General features: G+C 57.4%; 21 protein-coding genes and 1 pseudogene. 10 read left to right on the top strand and 12 right to left on the bottom strand.

What is annotated here, in order from left to right:
• Position 1 precedes the first annotated feature (1 nt).
• From AC1DU9_RS11180 to AC1DU9_RS11200, 5 genes are all read left to right on the top strand, one after another.
• Positions 2-1,453 (top strand): DUF1254 domain-containing protein, encoded by a 1,452-nt coding sequence (locus AC1DU9_RS11180; RefSeq protein ID WP_223457354.1) that lies wholly within the window; start codon positions 2-4, stop codon positions 1,451-1,453.
• Between the two features lie 888 nt (positions 1,454-2,341).
• Positions 2,342-3,124 (top strand): transporter substrate-binding domain-containing protein, encoded by a 783-nt coding sequence (locus AC1DU9_RS11185; protein ID WP_223457319.1) that lies wholly within the window; start codon positions 2,342-2,344, stop codon positions 3,122-3,124.
• Positions 3,125-3,180: 56 nt separating this feature from the next.
• Positions 3,181-3,909: an ABC transporter permease gene (locus AC1DU9_RS11190; RefSeq protein ID WP_108217648.1), complete on the top strand. Its 729-nt coding sequence runs from the start codon at positions 3,181-3,183 to the stop codon at positions 3,907-3,909.
• Positions 3,906-4,616 (top strand): ABC transporter permease, encoded by a 711-nt coding sequence (locus AC1DU9_RS11195; protein ID WP_218429054.1) that lies wholly within the window; start codon positions 3,906-3,908, stop codon positions 4,614-4,616. The genes AC1DU9_RS11190 and AC1DU9_RS11195 overlap by 4 nt, the downstream gene beginning before the upstream one ends.
• 16 nt (positions 4,617-4,632) lie before the next feature.
• Entirely contained in the window at positions 4,633-5,397 is a 765-nt protein-coding gene (locus tag AC1DU9_RS11200; RefSeq protein ID WP_477810158.1) for an ABC transporter ATP-binding protein, read from the top strand.
• 83 nt (positions 5,398-5,480) lie between these two features.
• Here the strand turns inward: AC1DU9_RS11200 and arsJ are convergent, their stop codons facing one another.
• From arsJ to AC1DU9_RS11215, 3 genes are all read right to left on the bottom strand, one after another.
• Complete coding sequence (arsJ, locus tag AC1DU9_RS11205) at positions 5,481-6,716, bottom strand: organoarsenical effux MFS transporter ArsJ (protein WP_223457315.1); 1,236 nt, start codon at positions 6,714-6,716, stop codon at positions 5,481-5,483.
• Positions 6,717-6,725: 9 nt separating this feature from the next.
• Positions 6,726-7,730: an ArsJ-associated glyceraldehyde-3-phosphate dehydrogenase gene (locus AC1DU9_RS11210; RefSeq protein ID WP_223457313.1), complete on the bottom strand. Its 1,005-nt coding sequence runs from the start codon at positions 7,728-7,730 to the stop codon at positions 6,726-6,728.
• A gap of 90 nt (positions 7,731-7,820) precedes the next feature.
• The gene (locus AC1DU9_RS11215) at positions 7,821-8,192 is read right to left on the bottom strand and encodes a metalloregulator ArsR/SmtB family transcription factor (protein ID WP_223457311.1); all 372 of its coding nucleotides are present in this window, start codon (positions 8,190-8,192) and stop codon (positions 7,821-7,823) included.
• Between the two features lie 184 nt (positions 8,193-8,376).
• On the opposite strand from AC1DU9_RS11215, the gene AC1DU9_RS11220 reads away from it, so the two are divergent.
• Together AC1DU9_RS11220 and AC1DU9_RS11225 are read left to right on the top strand one after the other, a co-directional pair.
• Positions 8,377-8,529, top strand: a complete 153-nt coding sequence (locus AC1DU9_RS11220; protein ID WP_223457309.1) for a DUF4406 domain-containing protein — start codon at positions 8,377-8,379, stop codon at positions 8,527-8,529.
• A gap of 95 nt (positions 8,530-8,624) precedes the next feature.
• On the top strand, positions 8,625-8,981 hold the full coding sequence (locus AC1DU9_RS11225; RefSeq protein ID WP_223457307.1) for a hypothetical protein: 357 nt from the start codon (positions 8,625-8,627) through the stop codon (positions 8,979-8,981).
• 286 nt (positions 8,982-9,267) lie between these two features.
• Here the strand turns inward: AC1DU9_RS11225 and AC1DU9_RS11230 are convergent, their stop codons facing one another.
• Genes AC1DU9_RS11230 through AC1DU9_RS11245 form a run of 4 tightly spaced genes read right to left on the bottom strand, consistent with a single transcriptional unit; the run spans position 9,268 to position 13,261 of the window.
• Positions 9,268-10,356 carry an ABC transporter ATP-binding protein gene (locus AC1DU9_RS11230; protein WP_223457305.1) on the bottom strand — a complete coding sequence of 363 codons (1,089 nt, stop codon included), beginning with the start codon at positions 10,354-10,356 and terminating at the stop codon, positions 9,268-9,270.
• Positions 10,357-10,395: 39 nt separating this feature from the next.
• A complete protein-coding gene (locus tag AC1DU9_RS11235; RefSeq protein WP_223457303.1) occupies positions 10,396-11,193 on the bottom strand; it encodes an ABC transporter permease in 798 nt (265 codons plus the stop codon).
• On the bottom strand, positions 11,190-12,110 hold the full coding sequence (locus tag AC1DU9_RS11240) for an ABC transporter permease (protein ID WP_477810159.1): 921 nt from the start codon (positions 12,108-12,110) through the stop codon (positions 11,190-11,192). The genes AC1DU9_RS11235 and AC1DU9_RS11240 overlap by 4 nt, the downstream gene beginning before the upstream one ends.
• Before the next feature lie 23 nt (positions 12,111-12,133).
• A complete protein-coding gene (locus AC1DU9_RS11245; protein WP_477810160.1) occupies positions 12,134-13,261 on the bottom strand; it encodes an extracellular solute-binding protein in 1,128 nt (375 codons plus the stop codon).
• A 432-nt stretch (positions 13,262-13,693) separates the two neighbouring features.
• On the opposite strand from AC1DU9_RS11245, the gene AC1DU9_RS11250 reads away from it, so the two are divergent.
• The 3 genes from AC1DU9_RS11250 to AC1DU9_RS11260 all read left to right on the top strand — a co-directional run bounded on the left by AC1DU9_RS11250 (position 13,694) and on the right by AC1DU9_RS11260 (position 17,276).
• A complete protein-coding gene (locus tag AC1DU9_RS11250) occupies positions 13,694-14,476 on the top strand; it encodes a creatininase (protein ID WP_223457296.1) in 783 nt (260 codons plus the stop codon).
• An 81-nt stretch (positions 14,477-14,557) separates the two neighbouring features.
• Positions 14,558-15,952 carry a GABA permease gene (gene gabP, locus AC1DU9_RS11255; protein ID WP_223457293.1) on the top strand — a complete coding sequence of 465 codons (1,395 nt, stop codon included), beginning with the start codon at positions 14,558-14,560 and terminating at the stop codon, positions 15,950-15,952.
• Between the two features lie 307 nt (positions 15,953-16,259).
• The gene (locus tag AC1DU9_RS11260) at positions 16,260-17,276 is read left to right on the top strand and encodes a GlxA family transcriptional regulator (RefSeq protein WP_477810161.1); all 1,017 of its coding nucleotides are present in this window, start codon (positions 16,260-16,262) and stop codon (positions 17,274-17,276) included.
• A gap of 203 nt (positions 17,277-17,479) precedes the next feature.
• Here the strand turns inward: AC1DU9_RS11260 and AC1DU9_RS11265 are convergent, their stop codons facing one another.
• The 5 genes and pseudogenes from AC1DU9_RS11265 to AC1DU9_RS11285 all read right to left on the bottom strand — a co-directional run bounded on the left by AC1DU9_RS11265 (position 17,480) and on the right by AC1DU9_RS11285 (position 22,287).
• The gene (locus AC1DU9_RS11265) at positions 17,480-18,820 is read right to left on the bottom strand and encodes an MFS transporter (RefSeq protein ID WP_223457289.1); all 1,341 of its coding nucleotides are present in this window, start codon (positions 18,818-18,820) and stop codon (positions 17,480-17,482) included.
• Between the two features lie 226 nt (positions 18,821-19,046).
• A complete protein-coding gene (locus tag AC1DU9_RS11270) occupies positions 19,047-20,258 on the bottom strand; it encodes a M24 family metallopeptidase (protein WP_108217669.1) in 1,212 nt (403 codons plus the stop codon).
• A 220-nt stretch (positions 20,259-20,478) separates the two neighbouring features.
• Complete coding sequence (locus tag AC1DU9_RS11275) at positions 20,479-21,504, bottom strand: GlxA family transcriptional regulator (protein WP_223457287.1); 1,026 nt, start codon at positions 21,502-21,504, stop codon at positions 20,479-20,481.
• Positions 21,505-21,515: 11 nt separating this feature from the next.
• A pseudogene (locus tag AC1DU9_RS11280) lies at positions 21,516-21,626 on the bottom strand (serine dehydratase beta chain); the annotation flags it as partial.
• A gap of 253 nt (positions 21,627-21,879) precedes the next feature.
• Positions 21,880-22,287, bottom strand: a complete 408-nt coding sequence (locus AC1DU9_RS11285; RefSeq protein ID WP_108217673.1) for an acyl-CoA thioesterase — start codon at positions 22,285-22,287, stop codon at positions 21,880-21,882.
• Positions 22,288-22,312 lie beyond the last annotated feature (25 nt).

A 22,312-nucleotide genomic window follows, 5' to 3' on the forward strand; every position in this document is an offset into this window, starting at 1 on the left:
AATGGCTGCGGCGGTCGTCGTCGTAGGTTCAACGCTTTTCGCGGGGTGTGCGGGCAAGAACGACCCGATCGCGCAGGCAGACAAGGCGGATGTGGCCAAGGGCGTGGCTGCGCCGAGTCTCGAGCAAACCAAGGCGATCGCCGAGGAAGGCTTTATCTACGGCTTGCCGCTGGTCATGAACTACGCCGTGATGAACGAATTCGCGGTGGACTCCAAGTCCAGCCAGTTCAAGGCCCCCTTCAACCAACTGCACAACGATCATAAGGTCGCGACCCCCGCTGACACAGCCATCATTACACCCAACAGCGACACGCCGTACTCCTTTCTCTGGGCCGACCTGCGCGCAGAGCCGCTGGTGATCACCGTGCCGGCCGTCTCCAAAAAGCGCTACTACTCGGTTCAGCTGATCGACGGCAACACCTATAACTACGGTTACATCGGCAGCCGGGCAACGGCCAGCGCACCCGGGAGCTATCTGATCGCAGGCCCCGACTGGAAGGGTGCGACACCTCCAGGCATCGACAAGGTGTTCAGCTCCACGACCCCTTTCGCACTGACGCTGATCCGCACCCAGCTGTTCAATCCGGACGACATGCCAAATGTCGAGAAGCTGCAAGCGGGTTACAAGGTCCAGCCGCTGTCCGCGTTCCTCCATCAACCCGCGCCGTCCGCTGCGCCGAAGATTGCTTTCGTGCCGGCCACCACTGAGGGCATCAAGGCCAACTTCTTCGAGTACCTGTCGGCCGCGTTGGAGTATGTGCCAGCATCGGCTGAGAACAAGGCGATCCGGGCGAAGCTGGCCAGCATCGGCGTAGGCCCCGGTCGCAGCTTCGAATTCAAAGACCTCTCGCTCGAGCACAAGGCCGTGGTCCTGCTCGGGATGAAGGCCGGCGACGATAAGGTCGACAAGTTTCTCTCGAGCGGAATGAAGAATATCAACGGCTGGAGCGTCGGCGCGTTCTTCGGCGACCAGGCGTTCTACAAAGGCGACTGGCTGATGCGGGCTGGCGCCGCGAAGGCGGGTCTCTACGGTAATGACGCCGCCGAGGCGATGTACCCCATTACGCGTACCGACGGCACCGGCCAGACGTTGAATACCGGCAAGCACAACTACACGCTCACCTTCCCCGCCGGCAAACTGCCACCCGTCAATGCCTTCTGGTCGGTGACCATGTACGACGGCAAGAGCCAACTGCTGATCAAGAACCCGATCAACCGCTACCTGATCAATTCGCCGATGCTGTCGGCCATGAAGAAGAACGCGGATGGTTCACTGACCCTGTACATCCAGAAGGATTCGCCAGGCAAGACCAAGGAGTCCAACTGGTTGCCGGCGCCTGACGACACGGCCTATCTGGTGATGCGCCTCTATTGGCCGAAGGCCACGCAGCCTTCGATTCTTCCCGCTGGCGCCGGTAGCTGGCAGCCGCCGGCAGTGGTGGCTTCGAAGTAACGCAACGCTTGCGACTGCTTGCAGTTGGCAAGCAGTCGTTCGATTGCTCAGGCAGAGATCCAGCGGACCCTATTGCCGAAAGGGCTGAGGCCGCAGGGTCTGACCAACAGAGAACAACAAGCATGTTTCATGAAAACTGTACCTCACAGTGCAACATGGATGACTCGGGGCCTGGTTGATTCGCCATTTCTTACCAGTATCGAACTTTCATCGACTATCCTCCGCCAGCTTTGACTGGCGCACTAAGCGAATGGCAAACACGCCTACCGAACTCCAAAATCAAGGGCGATTGTGTCCCAATGCTGTTCAGTTAAGGAAATTGTAGGAGCGAGCTCGCTCCTACAGAAGATCACATTCGCTTGACTGAACAGCATTGCGATGGTGTCCGCCTTTTTATTGCTTGAGCATCCCGAAGGGATGCTCAACAGTTCTTTTTCAGATCCGCATGTCTGCGGCGCTTTGCTCAGCCTGATTTACATTTCCTCCCATACAGCTTCATGTTCCCCGGGTCGAACTCGTCGTACACATGACCACTCAATGCCTGCGATGACACTCCGTCGTTCTGGCCGTCGATGCTGCCGGGACATCAAGGATTGAGCCAGGAAAGCCGGCGTCCTGAATCTCACACTTTGTTACCGCATACCCCATTCGTGTGTAAAAACCTGCTTTGGTAACAGCCTCGCAGGCTGCCTCCCTCCCTGCGCAAACTTGCCTGCAAAGCCCATCCCAGAGCGCTGTACGCGCTTTCTCAGATGCAAAATCCGCGAATTGGCCGGGTGATTGCATATGCTTGTCTGTACAAGTATCTGCGTGTGCATAAGACATATTGCCAGCAGTACCCGTGCTCTTGCGTCACAAGCGCTTTCGATGGTCCCAGGGAATAAAATAATGAAAAAAGCATTTCTCACCCTTTCTGCATTGGCTTTGTGTGTGGCTGCCGGTTCTGCGCTGGCCAAGGAGTACAAGGAATTGCGCTTTGGCGTCGACCCCTCTTATGCGCCGTTCGAATCCAAGGCCGCCGACGGCAGCCTGGTGGGCTTCGATATCGATCTGGGTAACGCGATCTGCGCGCAGCTGAAGGTCAAGTGCAAGTGGGTCGAAAGCGACTTCGACGGCATGATTCCCGGCCTCAAGGCCAACAAGTTCGACGGCGTGATCTCTTCCATGACCGCCACGCCAGCGCGTGAGAAAGTCATCGATTTCTCAAACGAGCTGTTCTCTGGCCCGACCGCGCTGGTATTCAAGAAAGGCGTGGCCATCGGCACCGATCCGGCCTCCCTCAAGGGCAAGAAAGTCGGCTACGAGCAAGGCACCATCCAGGAAGCCTACGCCAAGGCCGTGCTGGACAAGGCCGGGGTAGAGACCCAGGCCTACGCCAACCAGGACCAGGTGTACGCCGACCTGATCTCCGGACGTCTCGATGCAGGGATCCAGGACATGCTGCAAGCCGAACTGGGCTTCCTGAAGTCGCCACCAGGCGCCGACTTCCAGGTCAGCGAGCCGGTCGAAAGCCCCCTGCTGCCAGCCAAAACCGCCGTGGGTCTCACCAAAGGCAACGCCGAGCTCCAGGCCTTGCTGAACAAAGGTATCCAGGCACTGCACGACAATGGCACCTATGCGGCCGTCCAGCGGAAGCACTTTGGCGATCTGAATCTATACAGCGGCAAATAATGACCCTGCGCCCATTTCCGGATGGGCACTTTTTTTGATTGACGTAGGGCTGCCCAATGCTAGAAAACCTCTTGATGATTCTGGGGCTGTCAGGCTTCAGCCTTAAAGGCTTCGGCCCGCTGTTGCTGCAAGGCTCCTGGATGACTGTCAAATTATCCTTTCTGTGCTTGCTGGTGAGCGTTGGCCTGGGCCTGATCGGCGCCAGCGCCAAGCTTTCGAAATCGGCACTGTTGCGCGTCCCCGCGCAGGCCTACACCACGCTGATCCGCGGGGTGCCGGACCTGGTGCTGATGCTGTTGATCTTCTACAGCCTGCAAACCTGGCTGACCTCGTTTACCGATTTCATGGAATGGGAATACATCGAAATCAACCCCTTTAGCGCCGGGGTCATTACCCTGGGTTTCATCTACGGGGCTTATTTCACCGAAACCTTCCGTGGCGCCATCCTTGCCGTACCGCGAGGGCAGATGGAAGCGGCTACCGCCTACGGCCTGACCCGCGCTCAGCGCTTTCGCCTGGTGGTGTTCCCGCAAATGATGCGTTTTGCCCTGCCGGGCATCGGTAATAACTGGATGGTGATCCTCAAGGCCACCGCGCTGGTGTCGATCATTGGCCTGGCCGATCTGGTCAAGGTGGCCCAGGACGCGGGCAAGAGCTCCTATCAGCTGTTCTTCTTCCTGATTCTGGCCGCCTTGATCTATCTGGTGATAACCACCGTTTCGAACTACGTCTTGCGCCGGATGGAAATCTTCTACGCCGCAGGCACCCGGGAGGCCGTGCGATGATCGAACTACTGCAGGAATACTGGAAACCTTTCCTGTTCCAGGACGGCAATCACATCACCGGGCTGGCCATGACCCTCTGGCTGCTCAGTGCCTCGATCTTCTTCGGCTTCGTGATGTCGATCCCGCTGTCGATTGCCCGGGTCTCGAGCAATGTCTGGGTGCGCTGGCCGGTGCAGTTCTACACCTATCTGTTTCGGGGTACTCCACTCTATATTCAGCTGCTGATCTGTTACACCGGCATTTACAGCCTGGCCGCGGTGCGTGCTCAGCCCGTGCTGGATGCGTTCTTTCGCGATGCGATGAAYTGCACCATCCTGGCCTTCGCCCTGAACACCTGCGCCTACACCACGGAGATTTTCGCCGGGGCAATCCGCAGCATGGCCCATGGTGAAGTCGAAGCGGCCAAGGCTTACGGGCTGACCGGCTGGAAGCTGTATGCCTACGTGATCATGCCGTCGGCCCTGCGTCGCTCGTTGCCGTACTACAGCAACGAAGTGATCCTGATGCTGCACTCGACCACCGTGGCCTTCACCGCGACCATCCCGGACATCCTGAAAGTCGCGCGGGACGCCAACTCGGCGACCTTCCTGACCTTCCAGTCGTTCGGCATCGCCGCGTTGATCTACCTGGCAGTCACTTTCTCTCTGGTCGGCCTGTTCCGCCTGGCTGAACGCCGCTGGTTGTCTTTCCTCGGCCCGGCTCACTAATTCAGGATGCTTGTTCATGTACAAACTGACCGTTGAAAACCTGCACAAAAGTTATGGCAACCATGAAGTCCTCAAGGGCGTTTCGCTAAACGCCAAGACCGGCGATGTGATCAGCCTGATTGGCGCCAGTGGTTCGGGCAAGAGCACCTTTCTGCGTTGCATCAACTTCCTGGAAACGCCCAATGACGGCGCCATGAGCCTGGATAACCAGCCGATTCAAATGGTCCATGACCGCCACGGCATGCGCGTGGCCGACGCCAATGAACTGCAGCGAATTCGCACCCGCCTGGCCATGGTGTTCCAGCACTTCAACCTGTGGAGCCACATGACCGTGCTCGACAACATCACCATGGCCCCACGCCGGGTGCTGGGCGTCAGCAAGAAGGACGCAGAGGATCGCGCCCGGCGCTACCTGGACAAGGTCGGTTTGCCGGCACGGGTGGCCGATCAATACCCGGCGTTCCTCTCGGGTGGTCAGCAGCAACGGGTCGCCATTGCCCGCGCCCTGAGCATGGAACCGGAGATCATGCTGTTCGACGAGCCGACTTCGGCCCTGGACCCGGAACTGGTGGGCGAAGTGCTCAAGGTGATCCAGGGGCTGGCCGAAGAAGGCCGCACCATGATCATGGTGACCCACGAAATGAGCTTTGCGCGCAAAGTGTCGAACCAGGTGCTGTTCCTGCACCAGGGGCGGGTCGAAGAGCAGGGTGCGCCCGAGGACGTATTGGACAATCCAAAAAGCGAGCGCCTGCAGCAATTCCTCAGCGGCAACCTGAAGTAGCAAGAGCGCCTTCGAGCAACCAACAGATCGCTCGAAGGCACTGGCTCCCTCAAAGGCCGCTAAATAGCCGCCCTCGGAAAACACTAGACTACGTCGTCAAGCAGCGACGCAGAATGCCTGGGCAGACCTATGGAAATCAAGGCAGCGAGAAGTACGAACGCGCTCGATATCCACAAGCACGCACCCAATCCATAGACCTGATAAATCCAGCCGGAAAGCACCGTACCTATCAGCCGTCCCATGGCGTTCGACATGTAATAAAAACCCACATCCAGTGACACACCATCTTCCTTGGCGTAGGACACGATCAGATAGCTGTGGAGCGACGAATTCACCGCGAACAACGCACCAAAAACCATCAATCCACCCAACAGCACCACCTGTTGCGACAGCCCGGTGTTCAGCCCGAGAGCAATGGCAGCAGGCAGACCGGCCAGTGCCAGCGCCCACAGAAATGCCGCACGACCATCCGGTACGTGTCCACGCTTCTTGCCGGTGATGTGGGGCGCGAAGGACTGTACGATGCCGTAGCCAATCACCCAGGTCGCAAGGAAGCCGCCAACCTTCCAGAAGTCCCAGCCGAACACGCTGCTCAAGTACACCGGCAAGGCCACCACGAACCAGACATCGCGGGCGCCGAACAAGAACATCCGTGCCGCAGAAAGGATATTGATCGCCCGGCTCTTGGACAGGATGTCGCGGAACTTTGGCTTGGCTTTGGCCTTGCCCAGGTCCTTCCTCAACAGGATCAAGCTGCCGATCCAGATCAGCGCCAGTACGCTGGCCATGGCCAGTAAGGCGCCTTTGAAGCCGATCAATGCCAGCAAGACTGCGCCAAGAAAGAAGCCGACACCCTTGAGTGCGTTCTTCGAGCCAGTGAGGATCGCCACCCACTGGTAGAGCTTGCCCTGCTGCCCATCCGGAACCAGAAGCTTGATGGAGCTTTTGGCGCTCATCTTGTTCAGGTCTTTGGCAACCCCCGACAGCGCCTGCGCGCCCATCACCCAAGGGATGGTCAGCCAGGCCACTGGAACCGTCAGCATCAGTAACGCCGCGACCTGGAGGCCCAGCCCGATGTTCATGGTTCGGTTCAGCCCCAGCCGGGCGCCGAGGTAGCCACCCACCAGGTTGGTGATCACGCCAAAGACTTCGTAGAACAGAAACAATGCCGCGATTTGCAGTGGGCTGTAGCCCAACGTGTGAAAGTGCAGCACCACCAACATGCGCAAGGCGCCATCAGTGAGAGTGAAGGCCCAGTAGTTGCCCGTCACGAGCAGGTACTGCCGCACTTGCGGAGCGAGGGCTGACAACGCTTTCATGACCGCTCCTCAGACCGCCAGACCGACCATTTTGGCCAGTTCGACGGTGCGATTGGCATAGCCCCATTCGTTGTCGTACCAGGCATAGAGTTTGACCTGGGTGCCGTTGATGACCATGGTCGACAGCGCATCGATGATCGATGAGCGCGGGTCGGTACGGTAGTCGATGGACACCAATGGACGCTCTTCGAAACCGAGGATGTCTTTCAACTCATTCTCTGAAGCGTCCTTGAGGAGTTGATTCACTTCTTCGACAGTGGTGGCCCGCTCGACTTCAAAGACACAGTCAGTCAGCGAAGCGTTGGCCAGCGGCACCCGTACCGCGTGACCATTCAGACGTCCGCGCAACTCCGGGAAGATTTCGGCAATGGCGGTGGCCGAGCCGGTGCTGGTTGGGATCAAGCTCATTCCGGAGGCACGCGCACGGCGCAGATCCTTGTGCGGCTGATCGAGGATGCTCTGGGTGTTGGTCAGGTCGTGGATGGTGGTGATCGAGCCGTGGCGAATGCCCAGCTTTTCGTGGATGACTTTGACGACAGGGGCCAGGCAATTGGTGGTGCAGGAGGCGGCGGTCACAATGCGGTGCTGCGCAGGGTCGAACAGGTGCTGGTTAACGCCCATCACCACGTTCAAGGCGCCCTGCTCCTTGACCGGTGCACAGACCACCACACGCTTCACGCCTTGGTCCAGGTAGGCCTGCAACACCGCGACGGTTTTCATCTTGCCGCTGGCTTCAATCACCAGATCGCAGCCCGACCAATCGGTGTCGGCAATCGCCTTGTTGGCCGTTACTTTGACGCGCTTGCCGCCAATCACGACATGATCGCCTTCGGCGCTGGCTTCGTTGTGCCAACGGCCATGCACCGAGTCGAAGTTGATCAGGTGGGCATGAGTCGCCGCGTCCCCTGCCGGATCGTTGATCTGCACGAATTCAAACTCTGGCCAGCTCCAGGCTGCTCGCAGAGCGAGGCGACCGATCCGGCCAAAACCATTTATGCCAACTTTGATAGTCATGTTGTTGTGCTCTGTATCTGTTGTCAGTGGGCGTTCGACTGGGTGTCGAACTGGCCGATGTAGTCGATATGGGCAGGGTCGAAGGCGGAATCAGGCGATCTGGCTTTCACAGCAGGCGAGTGCCCGTTCGGGACGGTCGCCCATCTCATCAAGGCGTTTGGCATCAGGACTCAACCAATGCTTGTTGCTTTCCAGTGCAGTGGTCAGCACTTGATGAACCCAATCCGGCAGATTGGGGTGCAGTCGGTAATAGACCCATTGGCCTTGCCGACGGTCCGCCAACAGGCCACAGGTTCTCAGTTGTGCGAGGTGCCTGGAGATTTTTGGCTGACTCTCGTTCAGCGCGCAGGTCAGCTCGCAAACACATAGCTCTCCTTCACGGGTGATGAGCATCATCGTGCGGACCCGAGTATCGTCAGCCAGGCATTTGAAAACAGTAGTCGGTGTCAGATGGTCAGCCATATCAGTTCTCAGTGTTTGTTTTTGACCAAGACGAACATCTTGATGCGCTCATGAATTTCGTGAAGGAGGACACGGGCTTTGCCAGTCATTGTGAAGCCTCAGCTCATATACGGTTTATCGAATATATGAATTTCCGTATACAACGTAAAGAGACAACTGCAAACCAATACATCAAAGCGACTGCATGCGCCGCGACATCGCCGCCCTGATGGACTGCAACACCGTGGCCACGCTCCCTGGCTGGGAGCATTCGAAAGGTGCACGACTGGAAGTGCTGATCGCCGACCGCCTCGGCATGACGGTTGTGAATGCCCAGGATCTGGTATCGATGGGGTGACTGTCGGTCTCACCTTTTGTCGTAAGTCGATTGACTGACAGAGACCTTTGGAGCCCAGTAGTCAGCTGGCTAAACCTGATCAGAAGAGAAACACCATGTCGAAGATAACGGTAATATCCGGTGACTTTCTGACAGGTGCTGCTGAATTTCAATCTGGACTGTTCATTTTAAAATCCGCAGTAAAACCTTCCCTTAAAATAAAAATACCCCTTTCAAAAATAGAAACTTTAGAAACAGCAACCGAGGAAATAGTTAATAAGAAAGGAAGCGTTATTCGATGGAGCCTGGCTGGAGCATTGCTTTTAGGTCCGGTTGGACTGGTTGCGGGCTGGTGGCTAAGTGACAAAGAAAAGGAAATAACTTTCTACGCAAAATTCAAAGATGGCCGCTGCCTGCTTGCCACAACTGATATCGACACTTACTCCAAAATCTCTGCGTCTGCCCTCAAGTAACACCATTCCCCTCCCCTTCAAAGTCAGCCGCTATTGAAGCTGCAAGTACTTACTTGAGCTCCAGCAGTGTTCTGCTCTACGAGAGTCCAGTGACGGCCATCAAGAGCCGACGTTTTTGTGGGGGGAAAAATAGGGGAAATCCATTTCATCGACCAAAATCATCCTCGAAGAACCCGAGTTGCTGATTGCAATTGATGCCAGCCGGATAGTTACCTGCAAACCATTGGCCCACTGCTGATTCAAGTGGTGCGCTTGCATTATCAATGCCTGGTTACAAACCAGCGAGTCAGTCCCCACGCAGAATCAGCGCATGCGCGCCATCCCACTCGGCGAAGATTTTTTGCCCGCAGTGCACGCCAGGCAAGTTGTAATCGGCATGCCGTTTCTGCACCTGCAACTCAAGCCCGCCGCTGGCTTCGAGATAGATGTTGACCATCGAGCCGATGAACTCTTCACCGACGACGGTGCAGTTCAGCCGGTTGCGTCGCATAGGCTGCGCGGTCAGGTCGATATGCTCGGCGCTGACGCAGACTGTAACGCGCTCAGCGGGAACAACCGTTTTACCCTCAGGCAGCCGCGCCAGGAATCCACCGTGCTCCGAATCGAGGCAAACCAACCCGCTATCGTCGAAGCCAACGACGGTGCAATCAAGGATGTTTTTACCGCCAACGAACCCGGCAACGAAGCGGTTGTGAGGCTCAAGGAAAACGTCCTGCGGCGAGCCGATCTGTTCGACCCGGCCGCGACTCATGATCACTACACGATCGGCCATTGCAAAGGCTTCGGATTGACTGTGAGTGACGTAGACAAAGGTGATACCCAGGTCCTTCTGCAGTCCAGTCAGCACGCCTTGCATGCGCACACTCAGATGAGCGTCGAGGGCGCTCAGGGGCTCGTCGAGCAGCAGGATCGGCGGTTCGGTGACCAACGAGCGTGCCAACGCCACGCGTTGCCGCTGGCCACCGGAGAGCAGGCTTATATCGCGAGTGGCGAACTCCTCCAATCCAAGCCGTTCAAGCCACAGTAGCGCCTTCTTGCGTCGCTCAGCCTTGGCCATCCCTCTCATTCGCAGACCGAACTCGACGTTCTCCAGCACGTCAAGAAACGGGAACAGCGCCAGGTTTTGCCAGACCAGCGGCGTCTCCCGTTCCCAGGAGTAGAGATCATTGATGCGCTCACCGTTAAGACGAATTTCGCCTTCACTGGGTTTATCCAGCCCCGCGAGCATGCGCAGCGTTGTGGTCTTGCCGCAGCCGCTCGACCCCATGATCGCGACGAACTCACCTTTGTAAATCTCCAGGCTCATACGTTCGACGGCCTGATAGCTATCGAAATGTTTAACCACGTTGTCGAATACCACCAACGGTTGAGTCATGGCTGAATCCTTCGTGTTCGGATGATTGTCAGGGTGGTATCAGGCACTGGCGGGCTTACGCCGCCGCATCAACAGCAGTTGCGCGAGGATCACTAGGGTCATGGTCGTGATGAAGACGATGGTGCCGATCGCGTTGATGGTCGGGCTCACCTGCCCTTGCAGCGTATTGAGGATGCGCACGGGCACCGTTTCGTTAAGCCCCGACACGAACCAGGCGACAGCGAACTCATCGAAGGAAACGGCCATGGTCACGAACAGCGCGGCGAAAATGCTCGGCGCCGTGAATGGCAGGATCACATGACGCATGGCCTTCCATTGATTGGCCCCCAGGTTCCAGGCCGCCGCCTCGATGTTCGGATCCATCTGCGCCAGGCGCATCCTGATGACCGCCATGGCGAACGGTGCGCACATCACGACATGGCTGATCATCACCGCGTAGATCTCGCCGGATAGCCCGACCCGCGACAGGAAAGCCAGCATCGCCAGCCCCATGATCACCACCGGAATGGTGGGCGGCAGTAGCGCAAGCGCCATGTAGATCGACTTGCCGAAGAACTGGTAACGGAAGTCTGTGTAAGCCGCCGTAAACCCAAGCAGGGTTGATACCAGCGACACGACCACACCCACCGTCAGGCTGTTCCTGAATGCCTGCCAGACCGCCGGATCGCTGGCGATCGTCTCGTACCAGTGCAGGCTGAAACCGCCCAGTGGCAAGGAAGGGAAACGGTCAATGCTGAACGAGAACACGAAGCTGCCGGCAATCGGCAAAAAGATGAAGAGGAACACCATGACGACAAAGCTGCGAAGCAAGAAGTTGATCAACCGATGCTCGTTCATGCGCGCCTCCGGTAAGCGAAACGAACCGCACCAAAAGCGGCGATGAGCAACGTCACGATCATCATCGTTGCGATCACCGCCGCGCGTGGCCATTGCTGGCCGGACTTGGTGGTGTCCGTGATCAGCGTACTCAAGGTCGGCGGCTGACCACCACCCAGGTAGAGCGGGCTGACAAAGTCGCCGAAGGTCAGGATGAAGCAGAACAGCGCCGCAACCACGATGCCGATCCGCGCCGACGGCACCACCACCAGCAGCACCGTTCGCAATCGTCCGCAGCCGAGGTTGTGCGCCGCCTCGATCAATGAACTGTCGATGTACATCAGGCTGAACAGTTGCAGCAAAACCACCAATGGCAGACACAGCGTGAAGTAGCCAATATAAGTACCGAACGCTGTATTGAGCATGGTAAACGGCTCCAGCCCGAGCAGACCGAGCGCGGCATTGAAGATGCCGTTATCGCTGAGGAACACCTGCCATGAATAGGTGCGCACCAGGTAGCTGGTGAAGAACGGCGTGACCAGCAGCAACACCAGCAGCTGCTTTGYCGACTCGCGAAACTTGAAGGCGATCGTATAAGCGCAGGGAAAGGCCACCAGGCTGACCAGCACAGTGGCACCCGCCGCCATGGCGAGGGTATGGACGTAGGCATCCCAAAAGAAGCCGCGGCTGAACATGTAGCTCCAGTTGAGCCATTCGAACGTCGGCACCATCCGGAAGTTACGTACAAGCCAAAAGCTGATGGCCACCAGAAACGCCAGCGGGAATACGAAGAAAATCAATTGCCAGATCAGGATTGGCATCGAGAAACACAGGCCAAACAACGGCAAGCGCCACACCTTCTTGCCGGGATGCTGCGTTTGGGCATCGGTATTTCCCGAAAGCCCTGACGGCGAAGCCTTCAACTTGTCTGAAATCATAGCGACCACCTCCACTCGTCTCGTCAAGCACCCTTGTATTGCGACCAGAAGTCATTCCACTCATCCAGACTCTGCCGGACCGGGAGTTCGCGGTACTTGATACGACCATCGCGTATGTCATCCATGACGTTGCGYTGACCGAGCAGCATGCCTTGGCGCTTCGCCTCGGCGGGATCGGTCTGGTTGAGCAGTTCCCAGCCCTTTTTGCTCGGGATCAGCGCTGGATAAGCGGCCATCTTCGCCGACTTGACCTGGCCTTCGGGTGAGGTGATGTATTGGATGAACTTCTTCGCCAGTTCCGGGCTGTGTGCTTTTTTAGCGATGCAGTAAGACTCCGTCCATTGCAACCCGCCCTCCTTCGGCAATACGGTTTTCACCGGTGCGCCGGCACGTTGCAAGACACCGGTGATCCAGTCGCCGATGCCGCACACGGCATGGATCTGACCATTTTTCAGTGAAGAAAAGGTTCCGCCGTAATCGAAGAAGCCGCCGATTTGCGCACGCAGGCTCATCATCTTCTGCTGCACCGTTTGCCAGTGCGCGGTATCGATGTCGTACGGGCGCGCGTTGCCATTCATCAAGCTGATCTGTCCGAGATTCGGCAAGTGCCAGTCGAAGTGTCCAACCTTGCCCTTGAGGCTTTCGTCCCAGAACACGTCATAGCTGTGCACCTTGGCTTCGGGAACGAGTCGGGTGTTGTAGGCGATACCGAGGAAGCCAAAGCGAATCAGGACCGAGTAGAGCTTGTCCCCCTGCCAGTGGCCGGGAAAATGCTGGAACTCTGGGTAGAAGTCATCGAAGGGGTAGTCAGCGGGGTCAAGTTGCTCGATGTACTCGGCGGCATTGAGTTGCTGGACATATTCGGCGTCGGACAGGATCAGGTCGAAAGTGCCGGGCGGGGACTGAGAGATCAACCCCAGCATGTTGTCGCCGCCGGTGTAGTACTTGGCCCGGACCTTGACCCCATATTTGCGCTCGAACTCAGCGACGATGTCCGGCTCTGCGTGTCCGGCCCATGCGAGTATGACCAGTTCTTTTTCCGCTGCGGCGAAGCTTCTCAAGGGCAGCAAACCAGAAAGCGCTGCGGTGCCTGCCAGGATGCTKGAGGTCTTGAGGAATGTACGGCGTGAAAGGTCGATGCGATTTTTCATTATTGTCTCGCCTGGTGATGGAAAGTGGCTCTGATGAAAACTGCTCCTGTCCGTCTCATCCTTTTGCTCTTGCCTGCTGCCTGCTATCGCTGCCAACCACAGCATCATTCGCTGGCTGGATGCATTGCAGCAGGTCGCCATCACCCGTTTTTGTGCGCGCTCGACCTGGACTTTGTCAGATCCGACTCATGCCCCTTTTCACGCAAAAGCGACGAGCCCCAATCCGATAACCGGACAGAAATGACAAATCAGAGGGTGTTTTGTCATTTACGGGTCGGATTCAGACAATTCTGCACCCTCCCCCTCTGATCGAATTGATTCACGCGCCACCTTCGACTCCTGCAATCCGCAAGGTCGGTCAGACGATAGGCAAACGCCCCCAACCACCGGTTGAAAATTACCAACGGTCAAACACTTTCAGAGGGTGTGTAGATGAACAACAGTGTCGTTATTGGAGAACTCACCTGGCCTGCGTATGCAGAGAAGGTCGCTGCCGGCAGCCCGATCTTTCTGCCCGTGGGTGCACTGGAACAGCATGGACATCACATGTGCATGGAAGTCGATGTACTGCTGCCTACCGCGATATGCAAGGCGGTAGCGCAGAACGTCAGCGGCCTGGTCTTGCCTGCCCTCGCCTATGGCTACAAGTCTCAGCAGAAATCAGGCGGCGGCAACCACTTCCCGGGAACAACCAGCCTCGATGGCGCCACGCTGACCCATACCGTGCAGGACATCATCAGAGAACTTGCACGCCATGGCGCACGCAAACTGGTGATGATGAACGGGCACTTTGAAAACTCGATGTTCATTGTCGAGGGCATAGACCTTGCCCTTCGGGAGCTTCGCTACGGTGGCATCAGTGACTTCAAGGTCGTCGTGCTGTCCTATTGGGACTTCGTCAACGATCCTGCGGTCATCGAAAAGCTATATCCCGAGGGATTCCTCGGCTGGGATATCGAGCATGGCGGTATTTTCGAAACCTCTTTGATGCTGGCCCTGCACCCCGACAAGGTCGATCTGAGTCGTGCGGTCGATCATCCTCCCGCGACCTTCCCACCTTACGACGTGTTTCCCATCATCGCGGAGCGCACGCCGGCCTGCGGAACCCTGTCATCGCCTAAAGGTTCCAGTCGCGAGAAAGGCGAGCTGATTCTCGACGTTTGTATCTCGGGCATCAGCGCCGCGGTGCGCGAGGCCTTTGAATTGGACACCTGAAGAGCACCCGGACGTGCCGAAACAAATATCCCGCGGTAATGCTTCACCCTCCCCAAGTAGAACAAAAAAAGGGTAAGTCTCATGTCCAGCAGCTCAACCTTGGCCCCAGGCCTCAAGCAGCGTCACGTCACCATGCTGTCCATTGCCGGTGCCATTGGCGCAGGCCTGTTCATCGGTTCAGGACACGCCATCGCCTCGGCGGGGCCGGCCGCCATCCTGGCGTACATTTTTTCCGGCACCCTGGTCGTGCTGGTGATGCGCATGCTGGGAGAGATGGCCGTAGCGTCGCCCGATACAGGATCGTTTTCGACCTACGCCGAGCGGGCGATGGGACGCAGCGCCGGCTTCACCATCGGCTGGCTGTACTGGTGGTTCTGGGTACTGGTCATTCCGATTGAAGCCATCGCCGCTGCCGCCATCCTGCACGCCTGGTTTCCCGCCATTCAGACCTGGGAGTTCGCCATAGCGGTCACCGGCCTGCTGACATTGACCAACCTGTTCAGTGTCGCCCGGTACGGAGAGTTCGAGTTCTGGTTCGCCATGCTCAAAGTCATCGCGGTTCTGGGGTTTATCGCGCTTGGCGCGCTTGCCCTGGTGGGCGGATTACCGGATACGACGGTGAGTGGAGTCGTTCAACTAAGTCATGAGTTCGGTGGTTTCATGCCCAATGGCATGACCGCCGTCATCGGCGCGATGCTCACTACCGTGTTCAGCTTCATGGGCACGGAAATCGTCACCATTGCCGCTGCCGAATCGCAAAACCCCGCCAAACAGATCACCCGCGCGACCAACTCCGTCGTCTGGCGAATGGGGATTTTCTATATCGTCTCGGTATTCCTCATCATCTCCATCGTCCCCTGGAACGACCCCATGCTCATGGAAGTCGGCTCTTATCAGAGGGCGCTCGAGTTGATGAACATTCCACACGCGAAAATGATCGTCGATATCGTCGTGCTGATTGCTGTAGCCAGCTGCCTCAACTCAGCCATCTATACCGCGTCACGCATGGTCTACTCCCTGAGCAAACGCGGTGATGGCCCTCGATTGCTGCAGAAGACGTCGTCTTCAGGGGTGCCTTATATCGCTGTGCTGGCCAGCACAGCGGTCGGTTTTCTGACCACGGCACTCAATTACTTTGCGCCCAACGAAGTCTTCTCCTTCCTCCTGGCCAGCTCCGGTGCCGTTGCGCTGCTGGTCTATCTGGTCATCGCTGTTTCGCAACTGGTACTGCGCAAGAAGATGAATGCTTCGCGGCAACCGATCGCGTTCAAGATGTGGTTTTTCCCCTGGCTCAGCTACCTGGTCATTGCCTGCATCTTGAGCATCCTGGTGGTCATGCTGATCTTGCCGCAGCATCGCATGGAAGTTGTTGCGACGGGTGCGCTGACACTGTCCATCGTCTGTATGGGTGCAATCTTCAACGCCAGGAAGAAGACAGTGCAAGCCGTCGACATTGCACGAACCGAAAACGCTTGAACCGCTACCCACGATAGCAACACTCATCCTCGTTCACCTCTTTCCGGCCGCTCTCCACCACGGAGCTGGCCGGTTTTTTTGTTGATCACTCATGCCTTACACCCCACGTGTTCTACACCCCTGCGGCCAATCGAGACTCATGACATCTTGCGTGCATAAGACTTTCGTCACGGTCCATTGACCGGACACACACAGTAAAATCCTGGAGCCTGTAAACACGGCTTACAATCACAAGAACGAGATGACGTTGCCCGTATCGGCAGCTTGCCGCGGCGCCTGTCACTGATGCAGTTGAGGAGCGGTAATAATGGCGAAACTCCGGGTGGCGCAACCCGCCGCAGGACGTTCGGCGAATGAACAACGACCGGTGAAAACCGTGGGTTTCCTGGTCATCCCCAACTTCACCACCATCGGCTTCGCCTCCGCCGTGGAAACACTGCGCATGGCCAACCTGGCCGCGCGCAAACCGATGTTCCGCACGGTCATCATCGCCGCCAGCCTGGAGCCGGTGACGGCCAGCAACGGCATGCGCATCCTGCCTGACCATACCATCACCGATGCACCCAAACTCGACATGCTGTTCGTTGTCGGATCAAACCCGATCGTCTCCAATCACAGCAGCCGACCACTGCTCAATTGGCTACGCAAGCTGGCGCATGATCAGGTACCACTGGGCGGGATCTGCACTGGCAGCCACTTGTTGGCGCGCGCCGATCTACTCAAGGGTTATCGCTGCACGATTCACTGGGAAGACATCGAAGCACTGAAAGAGCGTTTTCCGGGGATCATCATTTCCAACCAGCTGTTCGAGCTGGACCGTGATCGCTACACCTGCTCCGGTGGCGTGGCCTCCATGGACATGACCCTGCAGCTGATCGCCCGCGAACCTGGTGGTCGCGATATCGCAGCCCATGCGGCCGAGTTGTTGTTGTGTGATCGGGTACGCAATGCACAGGAACAACAGCGTGTGCCATTGCGGCAAAAGCTGGGCACCTCGCAGCCCAAGCTCAGCCAGATGGTGGCGATCATGGAAGCCAATCTCGAGGAGCCGGTGGGCCTTGAGGAACTTGCGCGGTTGAACGAGGTGTCGGTGCGCCAGCTCGAACGCCTGTTTCACAAGCACCTGCAGCGCACGCCGAGTCAGTACTACCTGGAGTTGCGCCTTGCACGGGCGCGTCAATTATTGCTGCGCAGCGAATCGCWGGTACGTGATATCGCCCTCGCCTGCGGCTTCGTTTCGCCTGCGCATTTCTCCAAATGCTACAGCCGTTTCTTTGGCGTATCGCCGATGGGTGAGCGCAAGCAAGTAGCGGCGGTGCATTGATTCGACATTGATGTTGGCCGGGCTGGCCTCTTCGTCGGAACGCCGCCCGGGGCAAGCCCACTCCCACAGGAATCTTGAGTGGATACACAATCCCTATGCACTGAAAACCCCTGTGGGAGCGGCGGTGCGGCGATCCGGCTTGCCCGCGATGGCGTCCGCAATGTCACCCTCGCGGGCCGGTTGTGTTTCATGTCGAGGGCGGGTCAGTCCTGCAACGCCTTATGCGCCGTTTCCCGACTCGCCAACATGGCAATCAATGCCACCGCCGCTGCCGCCAACAGATACCAGGCCGGGGCCATTTTGTTGCCGGTCAGTTGAATCAGCCAGGTCGCGATAAACGGCGCGGTGCCGCCGAACACCGCGTTGGCGATGTTGAAGCTGAAGGCAAAACCACTGAAGCGGACGCGGGTGGGGAAAATCTCGGCGAGGAAGCACGGCAAGGTGCCGTCGTTCATCGCCAGGATCGCGCCGAAAGCAATCTGGATCATCAGAATCACCATCAGCGGCTGATTCTCCAACATCCCGAACAGCGGAAATGTCAGCGCCAAGAACAATACTGAAGCGGTCAGCAGCATGGTTTTGCGCCCGAACCGATCCGACAGTTTGCCCATCAGAAAGATCAGCCCGATGTAGGTCGCCAGCGATACGGTGGATGCCAGGAACGAATCACTCTCGCTCATACCCATTTCGGTGGACAGGTAGGTCGGCATGTAGCTGAGCAACAAGTAGAACGCCACCGCATTCAGGCAGGTCGCGCCGATCCCGATCATCACTTTGCGTCGGTGCACGGTCAGCAATTCGCGAACCGGAGCGTGGGTTGCGCATTCCTTTGCTTCAAGGCGTTTTTCCATCTCCAGGAACTTGGGCGTGTCTTGCAGACTCATGCGGATGTAGCGCCCCACCAGCCCAAATGGCGCTGCCAGCAGAAAGGGTAAACGCCAGCCCCAGCTGTGCAAATCCTCGACACTCATCCACGCATGCAGGCCGGCGACAAAGACCGCGCCGAAGAGCAAACCTGCCGCCGTACTCGCCGGGACAATGCTGGTGTACAAACCGCGTTTACCCTCGGGCGCGTACTCGGCGAGAAAGGCCGAGGCCCCGGCGTATTCACCTGAAGCGGAAAAACCCTGGAACAAGCGAATCAGCAACAACAAGGCCGGTGCCCACAGGCCGATATGGTTGTAGGTCGGCAGGATGCCGATGCAAAAGGTCGAGATCGACATGATCAGAATCGACCAGGACAGCGCACTACGCCGCCCGTATTTGTCACCGAAGTGGCCCCAGACCAGTCCCCCCAGCGGGCGGACGATAAATGACAGCGCAAACACGGCGAACGTCGCCAGTAGCGCGGTCGTCTTGTCGGTTTGCGGAAAAAACGTGAGCGCGATGACGGTTGCCAGGTAGCCGTAGGCCGCATAGTCGAACCACTCGACGAAATTGCCCATGAAGCTGGCACTGGCCGCGCGCCGCAGGGCCTTGCGCTCGGCGGTCTGTTCAAGTTTCTGCGCCAGGGTCGGCGTCAGGCTTGCGCTTTGGGTGCTCATTGGGCACCTCCGGTGTCAGAGGTGTGGTGATCGAAACGAAGAGTCGAGGCGTAGAACATGACAAAACCCTCTATTGTTTTACTTGGCAGGGTCAAGGCTCGGTAAATGCTGCGCGCTATTTAGTGTGCATGCATTGTTTTGTTCCGGTTTATCTCAGCCACCGGGAAGATTTTTCGCCACTCGTCAAAACAAAACGCCGCACAGGTTCACTGTGCGGCGCGGGATCTTACTTCTTGATGATGTTGTGTTCCGGGCCATACGGGAACTTGGTGATGTTTTCCCCACCCTGTTCGTTGACGATCAGGATGTCGTGTTCACGATACCCGCCGGCACCTGGAAGGCCTTCGGGCAGCATGATCATCGGTTCAATGGACACCACCATTCCTGGCTCCAGCACCGTGTCGATGTCTTCGCGCAATTCCAGCCCGGCTTCGCGCCCGTAGTAATGGCTCAGCGTACCGAAGGAGTGGCCGTAGCCGAAGGTGCGGTATTGCAGCAGATCGTGTTCCAGGAAAATCTCGTTCAATTGCAGCGCGATATCGCAGCAGCGCATGCCTGGTTTGATCAGCTTCAAACCGGCCTCGTGCACTTTAACGTTAACTTCCCATAAGCGCAGATGCTCATCGGAGCAGTGGTCCAGGAACAAGGTACGTTCCAGTGCGGTGTAGTAACCGGCAATCATCGGGAAGCAGTTAAGGCTGAGGATGTCGCCCTTGTTGACCTTGCGCGACGTGACCGGGTTATGTGCACCATCGGTGTTGATACCGGACTGGAACCAGGTCCAGGTGTCCATCAGTTCGGAATCCGGGAAAGTGCGGGCAATTTCGCGCACCATCGCCTGAGTGGCATGCAGGGCAACTTCGTATTCTGGAACCTGATCACGCAAGGCTTCGACGATGGCCGCACCACCGATGTCCGCTATACGCGCGCCATGGCGAATGATCGCGTGTTCTTCGGCGGACTTGATCATGCGCATACGCATGCACGGTGCGGCGATATCCACCAGCTCAGCCTGCGGATAGCGGCTGGCGAGTTTGTCGCGATTGAGCAAGTTCAGATGATCGAACTCGATGCCGATGCGCCCGGCCTTGGGCAAGGCCTGCTGGATCGCGACGAAGTAGTTGTCGCGCTGCCAGTCGGTGTAGACGATGTTTTCAGTGCCGACGGTACGGCGCCATGGCTGACCGCCATCAATGTTGGCGCTGATGGTCACGGCGCTGTCCTGGGTCACGACCAGCGCGTACTGACGCCCGAAGGAGCAGTACAGGAAATCGCTGTAGTAGTTGATGTTGTGATAAGACGTGAAGACCGCCGCGTCGATATTGTTCTGCGCCAGATAAGCCCGCAATTTGGCCTGGCGGTTGGCATATTCCTGAGCCGAGAACGTCGGATTCACTTTTTCGCCGTTCTTGATCTGGATGGTTTTCGGCATTTGCATGTCATTTATCCTTGTCATTGTTTGAGCAACAGAAGGCGCCAATCTGGCGGGCCGCTGAAGATCATTCGAACAGATGCAAGGTGAGGTTTTTTGTGCGAATCCGACCCGTAGTTGGTCATATCCGCTGTTTGGGAATCTGGTCCCGGATCCCCCCGGCAGAAACAAAAATGCCCCCGCCAAGCACGATAAAAGCCGCTTGGCGGAGGCATTGGCAACGCAGTCAGTGCGCTAGCGTGTTTGCTCGCGATGTGGCCGGTGCGTTCAACATTGCTACCCGCTGATTCTGCACCTTCGTGAGCAAGCTCGCGCCCATATGATCGCGAGGGTGTGCTCCGAAGTATTGGCGATAGCAGCGCGAGAAATGTTGCACCGAGACGAAACCGCACTCCCCGGCGACATCTGACAAGGAATGTTCACCGGCCCGCAACAACTGGCGCGCCTGTTGCAGCCGCAAGTCCAGGTAGTGTCGGGACGGCGAACAACCCAGACTGCGCTTGAACAGCCGTTCCAGATGTCGCCGGGAAATGCCCATGGTGTCGGCCAGTTCGTCGATACCCAGCGTTCGGCGCAAGTCCTCGTTCATCAGTGCCAGTGTTGCTTGAAGTTTTTCCGGGGCGTCACGCAAAGGAAGTAGCGGCCGGGCCTGGCGTGCTGCATGTTTTTCCATCCGCAGTATCAGACCACGCCCGTGGGTCCGGGCGAGAAGCTCATGCATCAACCCTTGAACGGCCTGCGGGCCGACGCAGGTCAGGCGTTGGCGATCGACACAGAACGGTGCCGCTACCGGCGTCAACTCGCGCAAAGCAGCAAAGGTCAGGGATGGGATGGGCTCCGGCAAACTGCAGCGGAAACCATCCAGCGCGCCAATCTGCGCCAGTAGCCAACCGGCCTTACCCAACGCCCCCAGGCTGATCGGTTGCCTCGCCCAGTGGTTCAGCTGCTGGAGCAAGTCTGGATTTTCAGTTCGAAGATGCAGGTTATCCCCACCGCAGAGGATTAATACATCGAACATTTGTGCCTGATCCAGTCGTGCAGTGGCGGTTGCGATGCCGTTGCTGGCGTTCAGTTGCTGTCCGTCCAGGCTAAGCATTTGCCATTGGCAAACATTGCACCCCGCCAACTGATTGGCCTGGCGTAATGGCTCCAGCGCATTGGCAAGGGCATACAAATCGAAGGCTTCCATCAACCAGAAGCCAATACGCAGCACCGGCGGTTGTGGCCGGCCAGACTCGGTCAGTTGCAGCATGCTCCACTCCCCCGTTGGTCAAAATACTCGACAAACAAAGCCCCGGCACGCATCGGGCCGACGGTATGGGAGCTGGAGGGGCCGACACCCATCTTGAACAAGTCAAAAACACTGATAGCCATCGTCGATCTCCGCGCCGCTTCAAAGGTGTCAGGAATTCACCCGATTGTCGGCGTCAGGAATCATCAAGGCGTGTCAGATATCGACCCCTAAGTGCTCGTCACTACCAATGGCGAGCTGGATGTATTGCTCGCACTAGCCTTGAGGAGCATTAAACGATGCGCACACTGAATCGCCGATGATCGGGATGGCTGTGGAACGCAAGACAGTCGCCTGCCCAGCTCAATCTCGTCCGAGCGACTACAACGCTCAAGCTCAAGACTGGAGCAGCGCCCTCAGTTGCTCTGGAACCTCAATAACTTCCCTGGTAACCGGCGAGATGCAAACGTGTGTAAGACTGGAAGTAAATGCCATGACATCTGGCGCTACATTACCTTCGACTAGAAATGTGAACGAGTGAAGCCCAATACTGGAAACACTTACCTTCATGGAAAGTTCGTCATCCCAAGTGACCGGATGAAGAAACTCTAGCGAGAAAGCCCTTGCTGGAGGCAGTAGATTAAAACCGAGCAGGGTTCTTAATCCGGGACCGGAAAGCCAGACTGTAAGGGCATCATGAATGGCCTCGACAACGAAATACGAAAACCTGGGTGTATAGACAATCCCCTCCGGATCACAGTCGCCGAACAATACCTTTCTCTTGATAGTCACTGAGTTCGGCACAAGATCAATCCTTAGTATTGAGTGA

The sequence above is a fragment of the Pseudomonas sp. P4_C1 genome (assembly GCF_056402155.1).